General features: G+C 72.9%; 15 protein-coding genes. 13 read left to right on the plus strand and 2 right to left on the minus strand.

Annotated elements, in window-relative coordinates; genetic code table 11:
- Window positions 1-2 precede the first annotated feature (2 nt).
- The 12 genes from ACP7TJ_RS18830 to ACP7TJ_RS18885 all read left to right on the plus strand — a co-directional run bounded on the left by ACP7TJ_RS18830 (window position 3) and on the right by ACP7TJ_RS18885 (window position 8676).
- Complete coding sequence (locus ACP7TJ_RS18830; protein WP_093765492.1) at window positions 3-1040, plus strand: type II secretion system F family protein; 1038 nt, start codon at window positions 3-5, stop codon at window positions 1038-1040.
- A gap of 14 nt (window positions 1041-1054) precedes the next feature.
- Window positions 1055-1969 carry a type II secretion system F family protein gene (locus ACP7TJ_RS18835; RefSeq protein WP_093765493.1) on the plus strand — a complete coding sequence of 305 codons (915 nt, stop codon included), beginning with the start codon at window positions 1055-1057 and terminating at the stop codon, window positions 1967-1969.
- Window positions 1970-2054: 85 nt separating this feature from the next.
- The gene (locus ACP7TJ_RS18840; RefSeq protein ID WP_006133157.1) at window positions 2055-2306 is read left to right on the plus strand and encodes a hypothetical protein; all 252 of its coding nucleotides are present in this window, start codon (window positions 2055-2057) and stop codon (window positions 2304-2306) included.
- Between the two features lie 29 nt (window positions 2307-2335).
- Entirely contained in the window at window positions 2336-2785 is a 450-nt protein-coding gene (locus tag ACP7TJ_RS18845) for a TadE family protein (RefSeq protein WP_093765388.1), read from the plus strand.
- Complete coding sequence (locus tag ACP7TJ_RS18850) at window positions 2785-3219, plus strand: TadE/TadG family type IV pilus assembly protein (RefSeq protein WP_093765389.1); 435 nt, start codon at window positions 2785-2787, stop codon at window positions 3217-3219. The genes ACP7TJ_RS18845 and ACP7TJ_RS18850 overlap by 1 nt, the downstream gene beginning before the upstream one ends.
- A 122-nt stretch (window positions 3220-3341) precedes the next feature.
- The gene (locus ACP7TJ_RS18855) at window positions 3342-3758 is read left to right on the plus strand and encodes a Tad domain-containing protein (RefSeq protein WP_093765494.1); all 417 of its coding nucleotides are present in this window, start codon (window positions 3342-3344) and stop codon (window positions 3756-3758) included.
- A gap of 40 nt (window positions 3759-3798) precedes the next feature.
- The gene (locus tag ACP7TJ_RS18860; protein WP_427764048.1) at window positions 3799-4116 is read left to right on the plus strand and encodes a hypothetical protein; all 318 of its coding nucleotides are present in this window, start codon (window positions 3799-3801) and stop codon (window positions 4114-4116) included.
- The gene (locus ACP7TJ_RS18865) at window positions 4113-5540 is read left to right on the plus strand and encodes a putative T7SS-secreted protein (RefSeq protein WP_427764051.1); all 1428 of its coding nucleotides are present in this window, start codon (window positions 4113-4115) and stop codon (window positions 5538-5540) included. The genes ACP7TJ_RS18860 and ACP7TJ_RS18865 overlap by 4 nt, the downstream gene beginning before the upstream one ends.
- Complete coding sequence (locus tag ACP7TJ_RS18870) at window positions 5537-6868, plus strand: hypothetical protein (protein ID WP_427764054.1); 1332 nt, start codon at window positions 5537-5539, stop codon at window positions 6866-6868. The genes ACP7TJ_RS18865 and ACP7TJ_RS18870 overlap by 4 nt, the downstream gene beginning before the upstream one ends.
- Window positions 6865-7479 (plus strand): hypothetical protein, encoded by a 615-nt coding sequence (locus ACP7TJ_RS18875; protein WP_093765393.1) that lies wholly within the window; start codon window positions 6865-6867, stop codon window positions 7477-7479. Before ACP7TJ_RS18870 ends, ACP7TJ_RS18875 begins: the two co-directional genes overlap by 4 nt.
- Before the next feature lie 8 nt (window positions 7480-7487).
- The gene (locus tag ACP7TJ_RS18880) at window positions 7488-8078 is read left to right on the plus strand and encodes a hypothetical protein (protein WP_403435475.1); all 591 of its coding nucleotides are present in this window, start codon (window positions 7488-7490) and stop codon (window positions 8076-8078) included.
- A gap of 370 nt (window positions 8079-8448) precedes the next feature.
- Window positions 8449-8676, plus strand: coding sequence for a hypothetical protein (locus ACP7TJ_RS18885; protein ID WP_093765395.1), 228 nt, complete (start codon window positions 8449-8451; stop codon window positions 8674-8676).
- A 43-nt stretch (window positions 8677-8719) separates the two neighbouring features.
- On the opposite strand, the gene ACP7TJ_RS18890 is transcribed toward ACP7TJ_RS18885, so the two are convergent.
- Both ACP7TJ_RS18890 and ACP7TJ_RS18895 read right to left on the minus strand, forming a co-directional pair.
- Window positions 8720-9046 (minus strand): hypothetical protein, encoded by a 327-nt coding sequence (locus ACP7TJ_RS18890; protein WP_093765396.1) that lies wholly within the window; start codon window positions 9044-9046, stop codon window positions 8720-8722.
- On the minus strand, window positions 9039-9344 hold the full coding sequence (locus tag ACP7TJ_RS18895) for a hypothetical protein (RefSeq protein WP_427764061.1): 306 nt from the start codon (window positions 9342-9344) through the stop codon (window positions 9039-9041). Before ACP7TJ_RS18895 ends, ACP7TJ_RS18890 begins: the two co-directional genes overlap by 8 nt.
- Window positions 9345-9873: 529 nt before the next feature.
- On the opposite strand from ACP7TJ_RS18895, the gene ACP7TJ_RS18900 reads away from it, so the two are divergent.
- Window positions 9874-12882, plus strand: a complete 3009-nt coding sequence (locus ACP7TJ_RS18900) for a BTAD domain-containing putative transcriptional regulator (protein WP_427764064.1) — start codon at window positions 9874-9876, stop codon at window positions 12880-12882.
- The last annotated feature ends 5 nt before the right edge of the window (window positions 12883-12887 follow it).

Genomic DNA, 12887 nt, shown 5'->3' on the forward strand with positions numbered 1-12887 from the left:
CGATGACCACCGATCCGCTGACCACCGGTCCGCTCACCACCCCCGCCACCACCGACCTGGCCGCGCTCGGCTCGGTCGGCACGATGGGCGGACTGTTCTCCACCACCGTGCTGTACGCGCTCGCCTGCGGTGTCGCCGTCGGCGGCGGTCTCGCCCTGTTCCTCGTCGCCGTACGCGGACTGCCCGCGAAGCCCGAGCACGAGAAGCAGAAGGCGAGCGAGCGGGCGAACGAGCTGATCCGGTTCGCCGGGCGGCGCGGTTCGCTCGCCGCGCTCGTCGGACTCGCCGTGCTGCTGATGACCCGCTGGGTCGTCGCCGGCGTTGCCTCCGCCGTGCTCGTCTTCTTCTGGGACCGCCTCTTCGGCGGGGCCTCCGAGGAGCGGGCCGCGATGCGGCGCGTGGAAGCGCTCGCCTCGTGGACGGAGTCGCTGCGCGACACCATCGCCGGCGCGGTCGGCCTGGAGCAGGCCATCCCGGCGTCGGCGCGGGCCGCGGCGCCCGTGCTGCGCCCGCACCTCGACGCGCTCGTCGACCGGCTGCGCGCCCGCACCCCGCTGCCCGAGGCGCTCCAGCACCTCGCCGACGAGATCGACGACGCCTCCGCCGACATCATCGTCGCCGCCCTCATCCTCAACGCCCGCCTGCGCGGCCCCGGTCTGCGGCAGGTGCTCGGCGCGCTCGCCAAGTCGGCGCGCGAGGAGGTCGACATGCGGCAGCGCGTCATGGCGCAGCGTGCGTCCACCCGACGGTCGGTGCAGATCGTGGTCGCCGTGTCGATCGCGTTCGTACTCGGACTGTCCATCTTCAACCGGGACTTCGTCGAGCCGTACGGCACGGCCGTCGGCCAGGTCGTCCTGGCCTGCGTGTGCGGGCTGTTCGCGCTGGGCTTCTGGTGGCTGCGCAAGCTGTCCACCATCGAGACGCCCGAACGCTTCCTGGTGCGCGACGAGTCGTCGGTGCGCCTGGTGCGTCCCCGTACCCCGGGCGCCGCGCCCGCGCAGGCGTCGCCGTTCCAGCCGGAAGAGGGGGTACGCCGGTGAACGACGGACTGACGATGCCGGTGGTCGTCGGCGCGGTCGTCGGACTGGGCGTCTACGTCCTGGTCCGCGCGCTGATGCCGACCAAGCGCAGCGCGCTCTCCCAGGTCGCCCGGATCGACGCGATGCGGGCCCGCGGCACGGCGTACGAGTCGGCGCGGTCCACGGACCGGGAGCCGTCCGGCCGCTTCGCCTCGGCGCGTGCCCAAGTGGGCGAGAGGGTCGCCGAGTTCTACCGGCAGCAGGGCTGGGAGCAGCGGTCGCTCCGCGCCGACCTGGCCGTCCTGGAGCGCAGCTGGGAGAAGTTCCTGGCGACGAAGGTGCTGCTGGCGGTGGCCGGTCTGTTCTTCGGGCCGTTCCTGTTCGCCATCGTGTGGCAGCTCGGCTTCGGCAGCAGCCCGGTCATCCCGGTGTGGCTGGCGCTGCTGTGCGCGGTGCTGTTCTTCGTGCTGCCCGACCTGGAGGTGCGCCGGGACGCCGCCGAGAAGCGGCGCGACCTGCGCCGGGTGATCGGCGCGTACCTGGACCTGGTGTCGATGAGCCTGGCCGGCGGCCGGGGTCTGCCCGAGGCGCTGATGGCGGCGGCCGAGGTGTCCGACGGCTGGGCCACGCAGCGGATCCGCAACGCCCTCGCCGACGCCCGGATCACCGGCGTCAGCCAGTGGCAGGCGCTCGGCCAGCTCGGGGAGGAGCTGGGCGTGGAGGAGCTGAAGGACCTCTCCGCCTCGCTGGCCCTCGTCGCGGACGACGGCGCGAAGGTACGGGAGTCCCTCGCCTCGCGCGCCGAGACCATGCGCCACCGCGAACTCGCCGAGATCGAGGGCAGCGCGGGTGAGAAGTCCCAGTCGATGCTCGTGGCGCAGCTGCTGCTGTGCGCGGGGTTCCTGGTGTTCCTGATCTTCCCGGCGGCGATGCGGGTGTTCCAGGTGTGAGCTACCGGACCGGCGAGCCGCGAACCGCGGACCGCGCGCCGTACGTCAGAACTTCCGTGAACCGAATTCGAGAGGACAACGCGTCATGAACGGACGTACCTTCCACACCGGCATCCCCGCCGTCGACTTCCTGGTCACCTTCATGCGGGCACGCGTCGAGCGGGCGCGCTCCGGCGAGCTGGACCGCGGCGCCTCCGCGGTCGAGTGGGTCATCATCTCGGCCGTCGTCGTGGCCATCGTCGGCGTGGTGGCTGCGATCATCAACGCCGCGCTCAGCGAGGGCGCCAACAAGGTCGGCGACTGCATCAAGGGCGCGGACGCGGGCAAGACCTGCTGACCGCACGTTCCTTCTCGACGTCAACGGGGATGCCGGTGCGCGTACGCAGCTGGGTACGCCGACGGGTGGAGGCCGCCTCCACCCGCGGCGATTCCGGCATGACCGCGATCGAGTTCGTGTTCCTCACGCCCGTCCTGTTCTTCATGATCTTCGCGACGGTGCAGTTCGCGCTGTACTTCTTCGCCGATCACGTCGCCCAGGCGGCGGCGCAGGCGGGCGCGCGCAAGGCGCGGGCCACGGCGGACGCCGAGCCGGGCGGCTGGCGGGGCGAGGCGCGGGACGTGGTGGACAGCTACATCCGGCAACTGGGACCGCAGTTGGTCATCGCCCCGGACGTGAAGATGCTCCAGCCGGAACAGAACACGGTAGGCGTGGAGATCACCGCGCGTATCCCGACGGTGTTCCCGGGGCTGGACCTGACGGTGCACGCGCAGTCGATGGGGCCGGTGGAGCGGTTCGTGCAGGAGGGGGAGAACTGATGCGCCGTTCCCTCCTGCGTCTGCGCGCGACGTGGCAGGACACCGCAGACCGGGGTCTGTCCACCGTCGAGGTCGTCATCCTCGCGCCGGTGATGATCCTGTTCATCCTCGTCCTGGTGGCCTTCGGGCAACTGGTCGACGGGCGCGGCGCGTTGGACGGCGCGGCGCGGGACGCGGCCCGTGCGGGGTCGATCCAGAAGGACCACGCCACGGCGATGGCCGAGGCGCGGGCGGCGGCGGAGGCGAACCTCCAGGACGTCTGCTCGGGTCCGGTGACCGTCGTCCAGACCAGCCAGGGCTTCGAGCCGGACACCCTCTTCAGCGTCCAGGTGAGCTGTGAGGTGCGGGGCCTCGCCATGCTGGGCCTGGACATCCCGACGACGCTCACCGCGAGCTTCAGCTCGCCGCTCGACCCGTACCGGAGGACGGCGTGAGAGCAGGTGTATCCGAGCCGGTGCTGGGCGCCCGCGTACCCGAGCCGTGCCCGCGCGCGTCCGCATGCCGGCCCGGCCCGCGCGCACGCGTCCGGGCCTGGTGCGCGGACCGCGCCCGGCGGCTGGACGACCGCGGCTCGGGCGCCGGCGCGGTCATCATCTTCGCGCTGGTCTTCCTCTCCCTGGCGGCCTTCGTCATCGACGGCGGCATGTCGATCTCCAAGCGGGAGCGCGCGGCGGACATCGCGGAACAGGCGGCCCGTTACGCCGCCCAAGACATCGACCGCGAGGCCCTCTACGACAACGAGGGCGGCCCCGCACCCATCAACTTCCAGAACTGCGACGCCCGGGTGAAGGCCTTCGCCCGCGAGATGGACATGTCCGGCCCGGACATCGCCGCCACCCACTGCGTGACGGCGACGGTCGACGCGGTCGAGGTCGAGGTCCAGCTCACCTACTCGCCCGTGTTCACCGGGATGTTCTACGGCGGCGACGTGGTGGTGCGGGGGCAGGCGATCGCGGAGAACGAGGTCGGCTGACGTCGTAACGGCCGGACGGCACGGGCAAGGAGGGGACACGGTGGGTGACCAGGAAGCCGACATCGCGCGGATCAAGGAGACCGCCCGCTCGCTCGGGCGCATCCGCGACACCTTCGCCGAACGCGCCAACCCCGCCGAGGGGTACGGCGTCGACGACCTCGGCTCCGACAAGATTCTGGACGCCTTCGACACCTTCGCCGACAACTGGAAGATCCACCGCAGGCAGCTCACCGAGGAGCTGAAGAAACTGCACGGGATCACCAAGTCCGCTGCCCAGTCGTACGAAGGGCTCGACCACGAGCTCGCCGAGGCGCTCCGGCGCACCGACAAGGACCAGCCGAAGGGAGCGGGCCGATGACCGCCAGACCGGCCGCCCACCGCTGGGCCGTGCTCGACGAGTCGGCCGACCCGATACCCGGGGACCCGGAGACCGTCGCCCGGCTCGGAAGGCAGCTGCGCAAGACCGCCGAGGCCATCGACAAGGAGGCCCGCGAGATCGAGGCGCTGGCGTCGGTGGAGAACTGGAAGGGCAAGACCGCCACCGAGTTCCGCGGCGCCGCCGAGGGCGCGAGCGGCAAGTTGCGCAAGGCGTTCAAGCGGTACGACGAGGCCGCGCAGGCGCTCGGCACCCAGGTGCGGGAAGGGGTGTGCAGCAATGAGTTCGCCTCGGAGCTGCACCGCGCCCAGCAGATGGCCGACCAGGCGCTGAAGGACGCCGAGCAGGCCGAGGAGAGCCAGGGGAGCGCGCGCCGGGCCCTGGACGGGCTGCCGGACGACACCCCGGACGACGACCCGGACCGCAAGCGGCACACCGACCGGCAGAAGGCGGCGACGTCCGCGCTGGCCGACGCGAAGAAGGCGCTGGCGGCCGCCAAGGGGATCCGTGACCGTGCCGCGCAGGCGGCGGCCGACGCCATCCACGACGTCATCGAGAACGACGGGCTGAAGGACGGCTGGAAGGACAAGTTCATAAACTGGGTCCACGAGAACGCCGGCTGGCTCAAGGAGATCTCGAAATGGGCGGGACGCATCGCCCTCTGGGCCGGGGTGGCGGCGCTCGCGCTCGGCTGGATCCCCGTCATCGGCCAAGCGATCGCCGTCGTCGCGAACGCCGTCGCCCTCGTCGCCGGCGTCGTCGCCCTGGCGACGGACCTGGTGCTGGTGCTGGGCGGTGAGGGCAGCTGGAAATCCGTCATCCTGGACGCCGTCGGTGTCGCCACCTTCGGCCTCGGGCGGGCCGCGATGGCGGGAGCCAAGGGCGTGGCCGCCGGCAGCAAGGCGCTGGCCCGCAGCAACCTCTACAAGAACGCCGTGCGGTCCGGCATGAAGACCAACAAGGCCTGGAACCTCGCCAACCGCGGCGCGCAGGGGTCGCTCCGCGGCAAGGACGCGGCCCGCGCCATGGCCACCATGCCCAAGGGCAAGCTGCCGAACTGGAGCAACATCAAGGAGGGCTTCAGCCCGTCCGCCCTGGCCCGGGATACGGTCGACGGCGTGAAATCCATCCGCAACGCCTTCTCCCGGGAGGGCTGGCGGGAGGGCCTGAGCGGCATGGCGGCCCCCCGGTCCGCCGGCACCCTGGACCCCGACCTCGCCCGCACGGCCGCCGGGCTCGACGGCATCGCCCCGGCCGCCCGCGAGTTCCCCGCGGTCAGCAGCGCCCTGAACAACTTCACCGCCCAGACCAATGTCTGGGCGGGCTCCACCGCCACCGGTGTGCTCGCCGGCGCCGAGGGCGCCTACGGCGCGGTGACCTCCGTCGCCGACAAGGTCACCCCGTGACCGAGGCGCCCGCTCTCCGGCCGGCCGCGGGTCGCGGTCCCGGGCTCGAACGGTGTCACGGCTCACGGCTGTCCGTGGAGGACGGCGCGCTCGTGCTGCGCGCCTGCGGCCGTACCCGGCGGGTCCCGGTCGGGGACGGCGGTGTCGCCCGCGCGGTGTTCGTCGACGCGGCCATGGACGCGGCCATGGACGCCGGACGCGACGAGCCCGGCCGTCCGGGCGCCTGGGGCGAGGTACGGCTTCAGGACCGGGACGGGGCGCAGGTCGCCCGTATCCCGCTCGGGGAGTGGCTGCCGGAGGCGCCCGCGCTTCCGGAGCGTGCCGTGCAGGGGGAGCAGCTGCTGGAGCGTACGGGCGTGGCCGGGCTGCTGAAGGCCGCGGGTGTGCCGCTGCACATCGCGCGGGACCGCACCGGCCCTCGGGCGGGTTCCGGGAAGGGAGGCGTCTCCCTCGGGCCCGGCCCGGCCTTCCCGCTCTGGTACTGGTGCGTGCGCGGCGTCGCCGGGACGCTGTGGTTCTCCGCGTTCACCGTGGTCGTCTTCTCCGACACCGTGCCCGCCTGGCTGGTGCTGCTGCTCGCCCTCACCGCCCTGTGCGGGCCGGTGGCGCGGCTGACGCTGCGCGCCTGGACCCGGCTGCGGGCGGGACGACGGCGGGTCACGGTCCTCGAACGCGTCGCACCCAGCCCGGCGGCCGGGACCGGGGTCACGGCCCGGTTCCTGCGGGACACCGAGCTGCGGGTGCAGGACCGCGACCTGGTGCTGCGGGACCTCGGCGGCCAGGAGTACTGGTTCGCCCGCTCGGGTCCGCACGCGGTGAAGCGGCTGGTGAAGGTGCTCGACGGCGCCGGACTGCCGGTCGGGGCGGAGCTGCGGGGGCCGGGCGAGCAGGTGCGGGCGGTGTTCCCGTGGGACCTGTGGTTCGGTGGCGCGGACGGCGCCGGCGGATGGTCGCGGCTGTGCGGCGCCTCCGGACTGGCGGTGTCCGAACGCCGGCTCAGCGGCAGGCGGACCTGGCCCAAGGGGCCCGTACTGGGCACCGGGCTGCTGCCCCGCACCGGCCGGGACGCCCGCCGGATGGCACGCTTCCCCGGCACGGCGGCGGGAGTCTCGTCCACCGCCGTCATGGCCTTCGGGAACCTCTTCTCCGTGGTCCAGGGCGTGCGCGTCGCCGACACGGCACCCGGGCCCGCGGCCGTCGCCGTGGCCGCGGGGGCGCTCGGTCTCGTCCTGCAGGCCGTGCCGTACGCCGTGCACGAACTGCGCGGACGGCTGGTGCTCGACCGGCCCGCGGCGGAGCGGACGACGAACGAGGAGGCCCGGCGATGACGACCCGACCCGAACACGACGGACCACCGTCCGACTACCAGCTCCTGCTGCCCGACGGCTGGTTCCGGATCCTCCTCGACCCCGAACAGCGGGACCGGTCGGTCGACGCGCTGGCGGAACGCCGCTTCCAGGGCATCGACAACGCCCCGCACCTCAAGGACGAGATGCGAGCGGATCTGCGCCGCCGGGCCGCCGAGGCCTACCGCGGCGGCGGTATCGAGCTGTACCTCAGCTTCCAGGAGGCCGGACCGCTCACGATCCCCGCCTCGCTGCTGGTGAGCCTCGCCCCGCTGCGCGGCCCCGAGCCGCTGTCGCCGCACGACCTGGCGGCGGCGTTCGCGAGGGGCGCGGAACCGGACGAGGACGACACGAAGGTGAGCGTCGAGGAACTGGCCGCCGGCACAGCCGTACGCGTCCGGTCCACCACCCGGCCCACGGAGCGGGAGCGGCAGGACGGGCAGCGTGCCTCCGTCTCGGTGGAGTACCACGTGCCCGTCCCCGGCAGCGCCCAGTACCTGCTGCTCACCTTCTCCACCCCGCTGGAACCCGTCGCCGACGCCATGGCCGGCCTCTTCGACGCCATTGCCTCCTCGCTGACCTGGACGGAGTGAAACCGCCGATGACCGACGACCTGTCGACGCTGGGCCTGGAGTGCTCGGAGGACTGGGTGCCGTTCCCGGTGACCGGCACGATCGACCTGTCCTACTGGGCCAGGTACCAGGCGGAGGAGCTCGTCGAGCGGTACGCGCGGGACGGGGAGAAGGGCAACGCCCGAGCGCTCGCCCGCGATCTGGAACGCGCGGCGGCCGACAGCCGGAGCCGGGAGCCGCTGGGCGCGTTCGGCTGGTACGTCAGCGGGCACCAGACCGTGGCCGCGGTGCTGGAACTGGACGCGATCCACCCCGACGGGACGTACCCCGAGGTGACCCTCGACCTGCTCGCCGAGTCGATGTCCGCGACGGACTTCGGCCCGCCGGACGTCCGCCGCGTGCGGCTGCCGCTCGGGGACGCCGTCCGCATCCGGCAGAACCTCGTCGAGGAGCGCAAGCGGCTGTTCGGCCCGCGCCCGGTGGTCCGCACCCTCTTCTACGGCGTCCGCCCGCCGACGACGGACGCGGCCCTCACCCTGATGGTGTCCTGGACCGAACCGCTCCTCGACGAACCCCTCGAGGGCATCGTGGACGGCATCGCGAGGACGCTGACGCTCTGAGGCCGCGACCCCGCATCGCCCTGACCGAAGAAACCAGGAAATCGGCACAGGGTTCACCTCGGCTTCTCACGGTGGGTACGAATACCAGCTGTTCCGCCGCCTTTTCCGCGCCGCGATTCGGGTGAGGGGGCATGAGCGAAGGGCGGACGTGAAGAATCAGCGGTCTCCCTAGGGCCTTTCCGTCACATCTGTGACGTGCGCGTTGCTCCGTTACGCGCTGCCGCCCGGACGCCGCTGGTCGACGGCATCCTCGCGTGCTTTGATCGGTGGCGCGGTCGCGGTCCGCCACGGCAGGCAATTCCGCATTCCCCGGCGGAACTCGGCGGACATCTCGCGACGCACTGTCCGATACGAAGGGAAACACGCCCCCATGAACCTCGCCCCCCGAGTGGAAACCGCCGAACTCTCCGACGCCGACCTGGACCACGTCTCCGGCGGCCAGTCCGTCTCCGCTGGCTTCGACGCCGGCGCGGCCGTCGTCCTCGGCCACGGTTCCGCCGGCGTGGGTGTGTACGTCGAAGCCGGTCCCCTCAGCGTCTCCGCCGGTCTCGGCGGCTCGGTGAGCCACGCGGACGCCGTGCGCACCACGATGGTCTGAGTGCCGTACCCGGCCCCGGTCCGTTCGCGGGCCGGGGCCGGGCTCATTTCTTCTCCCGCTTGTCCTCCACCCTCATCTTCTCGTTGACCTGCTTGGTGAGTTCGTTCTCGAGCTTGGTGAATTCACGGACCACCGCGTCGGACATGTCGGCGAGCGCGTCGAGCTGCTGCGTGATGTCCTCGCGCCCGTCCTCCCAGTTCGACTCGAAGTCGGAGAGCGCGTCGTTCACGGAGCTGTCGCCGATGTCGTCCTTGTACGAGTCGAACAGCTTCTTCGTGTGATTCATCCGCTTCTTCACCGACCGCAGCCGGCGCCCGTAGTCCTCCAGATCGGACAACGGGAGCGCGAGATCGCTCTTTCCCTCACCCATATGAATTCCCCCTCGGTAGCCCGCGGCCGACCCTCACCCTGAGCAGGGTACGGCTCGGGCGGGGCCGGAGGTCCAGCCCGCAGGTGATCGACGCGGTCAGGCGATACGGCTCTCCGCCCGAGGCGCGGAGGTAGCGGATCCCGCACGGCGGGGTCCTGTCGGCGCTGCCATCGCCGGCGTCCTGCCAGAACATGAGGCGGCTGCACAGCGACGTGTCGTCGAGGGCGGACCAGTCAGGGGCGACGCCGCGCCAGAAGTAGCCGTCCCTGCCCAGGTTGTAGTCCTCGTAACCGGCCACGCTCGCGGGTGTGCCGAAGTAGTTCCGGGCTTCCTTGCCGTCCCTGAAGGGGGCGGTCCACAGCCCTTCGCCGTACCAGCCCTGCCGGATGCTGACGTCCCGGCGGCCTTCGTCTCCGCGAAGCTCTGCAACTGCGCCGGCGTGAACACGGGTTCGTACCAGCAGGGTTGGGGTTCCCAGGTCGGGTCGGCCGTCAACTCGTCGCCCTCGACTCCGCCGACGGGACCGTCACCGCGGGTGCCGCCTCCACCGACGGCGTGGGCGGTTCCCGGTGTCCGCAGCACCGTGGCCAGGACGAGGGCCGCCGGTACGAGGGCGCGACGCATGTGGGCGGCGTGCGGGAGGCCGAAACGGTCAAGGCAGTGCGTGAGGGCAGCGGTTCGTCGTCCGGGGGGAGGTGCGAGGCGCGAGGTGTCGGAAGGCCGGTGGCGGGAGGAGGGGGCGGTACCCCTTCGACTGCGGCCATTCGAGTCAATAAGATCCCCGTAGTCCCGACGACCCCTTCCTCCCACACCCCAGGACACCCGCCATGCCGCGACGCCGCAGTCCCAGCCCGTCCAGCTCGACGGCTCCGAGGAACCGCACGCCGCAGCCGGTGCGGGTGCGCCGGCGGACGTTCGGGGACTTCGTGAAGGCGTTCCTCGCGTTCGTGGCGCTGGCGGTGCTGCTCGTCGGGGTGCCGGTGGCGCTGGCGATGACGGCGGGCTGGCCGTTCCCGGAGACGTTCGAGCCGATGGAGTGGCTCAAGCAGGACATCTCCGTCTCGACGTTCCTCTCCATCCTCACGTTCGTCGTCTGGCTCGCCTGGGCGCAGTTCACCGCCTGTGTGCTGGTGGAGATGAAGGCCGCGCTGTCGGGCGTCGGGGTGCCGGGGCGGGTGCCCGGCGCCGGTCCGAGCCAGCTGCTCGCCCGGCAGCTCGTCGCCGCGCTGCTGCTGGTCGGCGCGACCGCCGCCAGCTTCACGCCGTCGCTCGCGCAGCTCGGGCAGACCTTCGACGACACCCAGCGGCCCACGGTGGCCGCCGCCCAGCAGACGCCGGGTCTCTTCGCCCAGCAGCAGGAGCAGGCGGCCGGCGCCGCCGCCGCGGTCGCCGAGCAGGCCGGCCACTCCGAGGCGGCCCCCGCCGCCGCCAAGAAGCAGGGCGACACGAAGTTCTACCGGATCCAGCCGCCGGAGGGGCGTCACCACGACTCCCTCTGGGAGATCGCCGAACGTCACCTCGGCGACGGCCGCCGCTACAAGGAGATCTTCGAGCTCAACAAGGACCGTGTGCAGCCGGACGGTTCGCGGCTGTCCGAGGCCAGTCTGATCCGGCCCGGCTGGATCATGGAGATGCCCGGCGACGCGCGGGGCGGCGACCTCGTCGAGATGCCGGACGACGCCCCCGAGGTGTCGCCCGAGGTGCGGCAGCAGATCAGCGACTACGCGAGGACCGGCGACGGCGCGTCCGGCGGCGGCGACCAGGCACAAGGCGGCGACCAGGCACAAGGCGGCGACCAGGCACAGGGCAGCGGCAACGAAGACAGCGGCGGTGGCGCCGCCCACGTCGACCTCCCCCAGCAGCGCCCCGCTCCCGCCCCCGACACCGGTCACGCCGACCTCCGGCGCCCCGCGCCGGACCAGGTCGCCACGCCCGCCCAGGACTCCTCGTCCTTCGGGCTGCCCGAGGCCCTGCTGACCGCGCCCCTGCTCGCCGCCGGTCTGCTCGGGGCGCTCGGCCACCGGCGCCGCCAGGCGCTGTGGCAGTCGGCGTTCGCCGGGATCGGCGGCCGGCGCGGCATGGAGCCGCCCACGCCCACCGGCGACGCCCTCGACGTGCAGGACGCGCTGCTGGTCGGCGCCGACCCGGAGGGCGTACGGCTGCTGGACCGGTCGCTGCGCGGGCTCGCCGCGTCGCTGGCCGCCGAGTCCCGTCCGCTGCCCACGGTCTACGCGGCCTGGATGAGCAACGGCGACCTGCACCTCCAGCTCGCCCAGCCGTCCGGCAAGCCGCCGTCCCCGTGGCAGCTCGGGCAGGACCAGACGTTCTGGATGCTGGCCCGCGCCGACGCCGAGACGTACGAGGACGCCGACACGGCCGCGCCCTACCCGGGCCTGGTCAGCCTCGGCACCATGGACGACTCCCGGCTGCTGCTCAACCTGGAGTCGGTCCCCGGCATCGTGTCGCTGAGCGGCCGTGAGGAGGACCGGGCGGCCGTGTTCGCGTCCGTGGCCGCCGAACTGGCCACCAACGGCTGGTCGGACCGCATGACCATCACCCTCGTCGGGTTCGGCGAGGACCTCACCGCCCTCGCGCCCAGCCGGCTGCGCCACCTCGACGGCATCGAGGCGCTGATCGAGACGATGGAGGCGGAGACCCGGCAGCGGCGCGGCGCGCTCGGCGCCGCCGGCCACGACTCCGTGCTCACCGGCCGCACCGGCCCGGCCCAGCACACCCGTTGGGCCCCGCACCTGGTGCTGCTGGCCGCCGAGCCGTCCCCCGAGGACGCCATGACGCTCGCCGAACTCGCCGCCGACGCGAGCCGCCTGGGCATCGGCTACCTCGTCGGCACCGGCAGCGGCGATCTGCCGGGCGCCGCCTGGGAGATGGAGATCACCGGCGAGGGCCGGCTGCTCGCCCCGCTGCTCGGCCTGGAACTCGACGCGCAGCTCCTGCCCGCCGCCCAACGGCGCGCGGTCGTCGAGCTGTTCACCGACACCGACCCGGAGCACAGCCCCGACGGGCCCGGCACCACGCCGCCGTTCCTGGTCGACATCAGCGAGCAGGGCCGGCCCGCCGTGTACGCGCGGCTGGTCGGGCCGTACGAGATCATCGGCCTGGAGACGCCGGACGGCGAGCGGAGCGCGCTGCTGCACGAGGCGCTGGCGCTGCTGCTCCTGCACCGTGAGGGCGTGCACCCGCGGGTGCTGTCCTCCGCGCTGTGGCCGCGCGGCGTCACCGACGATGTGCGCGGGGCGCTTCTCGACCGGCTGCGGGACTGGCTGGGCACCGACCCCGACGGCACCCCGCGGCTGCGCACCGACGACACCGGCCGGCTCACCCTCGCCAAGTCCGTGGTCTCCGACCTGGACGTGCTGCGCTCGCTGTACCACGAGGCGACGCAGGGCAAGGGCGTCGACAGCCGGGCCGTGCGCGGACGGCTGCTGACCGACGCGCTGGTACTGGTGCGCGGCCCGCTGCTGGCCGACCGGCCCGAGGACCGTTACCGCTGGCTCACCCACGAGATCGTCGACGCGCAGCTCCCGCTGCTCGTGGCGGACACCGGGCTCGCGCTCGCCGAGTTCCACATGGAGAAGAACCGCGCGGAGAAGGCCATCGAGGCGCTGAACGCCGCGCTGCGCACCGCCCCGGCCGACGAGCGGCTGTGGCACGAACTGCTGCGCGCCACCCACGCCCTGGACGACCTGGAGCGGCTCACCGCGCTGGCGTCCGACCTGGTGGCCCGCAGCGGGTCGCGGGGGCTGCCGCCGCGCACCGAGGCGCTGCTCGACGAACTGCTGCCGACGTGGCGCGACGCGGTCGCGGCGGCCGGCTGAGCGGC

The organism is Streptomyces sp. DSM 41931 (genome assembly GCF_050271085.1).
Taxonomy (GTDB): domain Bacteria; phylum Actinomycetota; class Actinomycetes; order Streptomycetales; family Streptomycetaceae; genus Streptomyces; species Streptomyces albogriseolus.

Excerpts from the sequence above, each read along its gene's own strand:
- ACP7TJ_RS18830 (WP_093765492.1), top strand. The coding sequence starts at position 3 with ATGACCACCGATCCGCTGACCACCGGTCCGCTCACCACCCCCGCCACC.
- ACP7TJ_RS18835 (WP_093765493.1), top strand. The coding sequence starts at position 1,055 with ATGCCGGTGGTCGTCGGCGCGGTCGTCGGACTGGGCGTCTACGTCCTG.
- ACP7TJ_RS18840 (WP_006133157.1), top strand. The coding sequence starts at position 2,055 with ATGAACGGACGTACCTTCCACACCGGCATCCCCGCCGTCGACTTCCTG.
- ACP7TJ_RS18845 (WP_093765388.1), top strand. The coding sequence starts at position 2,336 with ATGCCGGTGCGCGTACGCAGCTGGGTACGCCGACGGGTGGAGGCCGCC.
- ACP7TJ_RS18850 (WP_093765389.1), top strand. The coding sequence starts at position 2,785 with ATGCGCCGTTCCCTCCTGCGTCTGCGCGCGACGTGGCAGGACACCGCA.
- ACP7TJ_RS18865 (WP_427764051.1), top strand. The coding sequence starts at position 4,113 with ATGACCGCCAGACCGGCCGCCCACCGCTGGGCCGTGCTCGACGAGTCG.
- ACP7TJ_RS18875 (WP_093765393.1), top strand. The coding sequence starts at position 6,865 with ATGACGACCCGACCCGAACACGACGGACCACCGTCCGACTACCAGCTC.
- ACP7TJ_RS18880 (WP_403435475.1), top strand. The coding sequence starts at position 7,488 with ATGACCGACGACCTGTCGACGCTGGGCCTGGAGTGCTCGGAGGACTGG.
- ACP7TJ_RS18885 (WP_093765395.1), top strand. The coding sequence starts at position 8,449 with ATGAACCTCGCCCCCCGAGTGGAAACCGCCGAACTCTCCGACGCCGAC.
- ACP7TJ_RS18890 (WP_093765396.1), bottom strand. The coding sequence starts at position 9,046 with ATGGGTGAGGGAAAGAGCGATCTCGCGCTCCCGTTGTCCGATCTGGAG.
- ACP7TJ_RS18900 (WP_427764064.1), top strand. The coding sequence starts at position 9,874 with ATGCCGCGACGCCGCAGTCCCAGCCCGTCCAGCTCGACGGCTCCGAGG.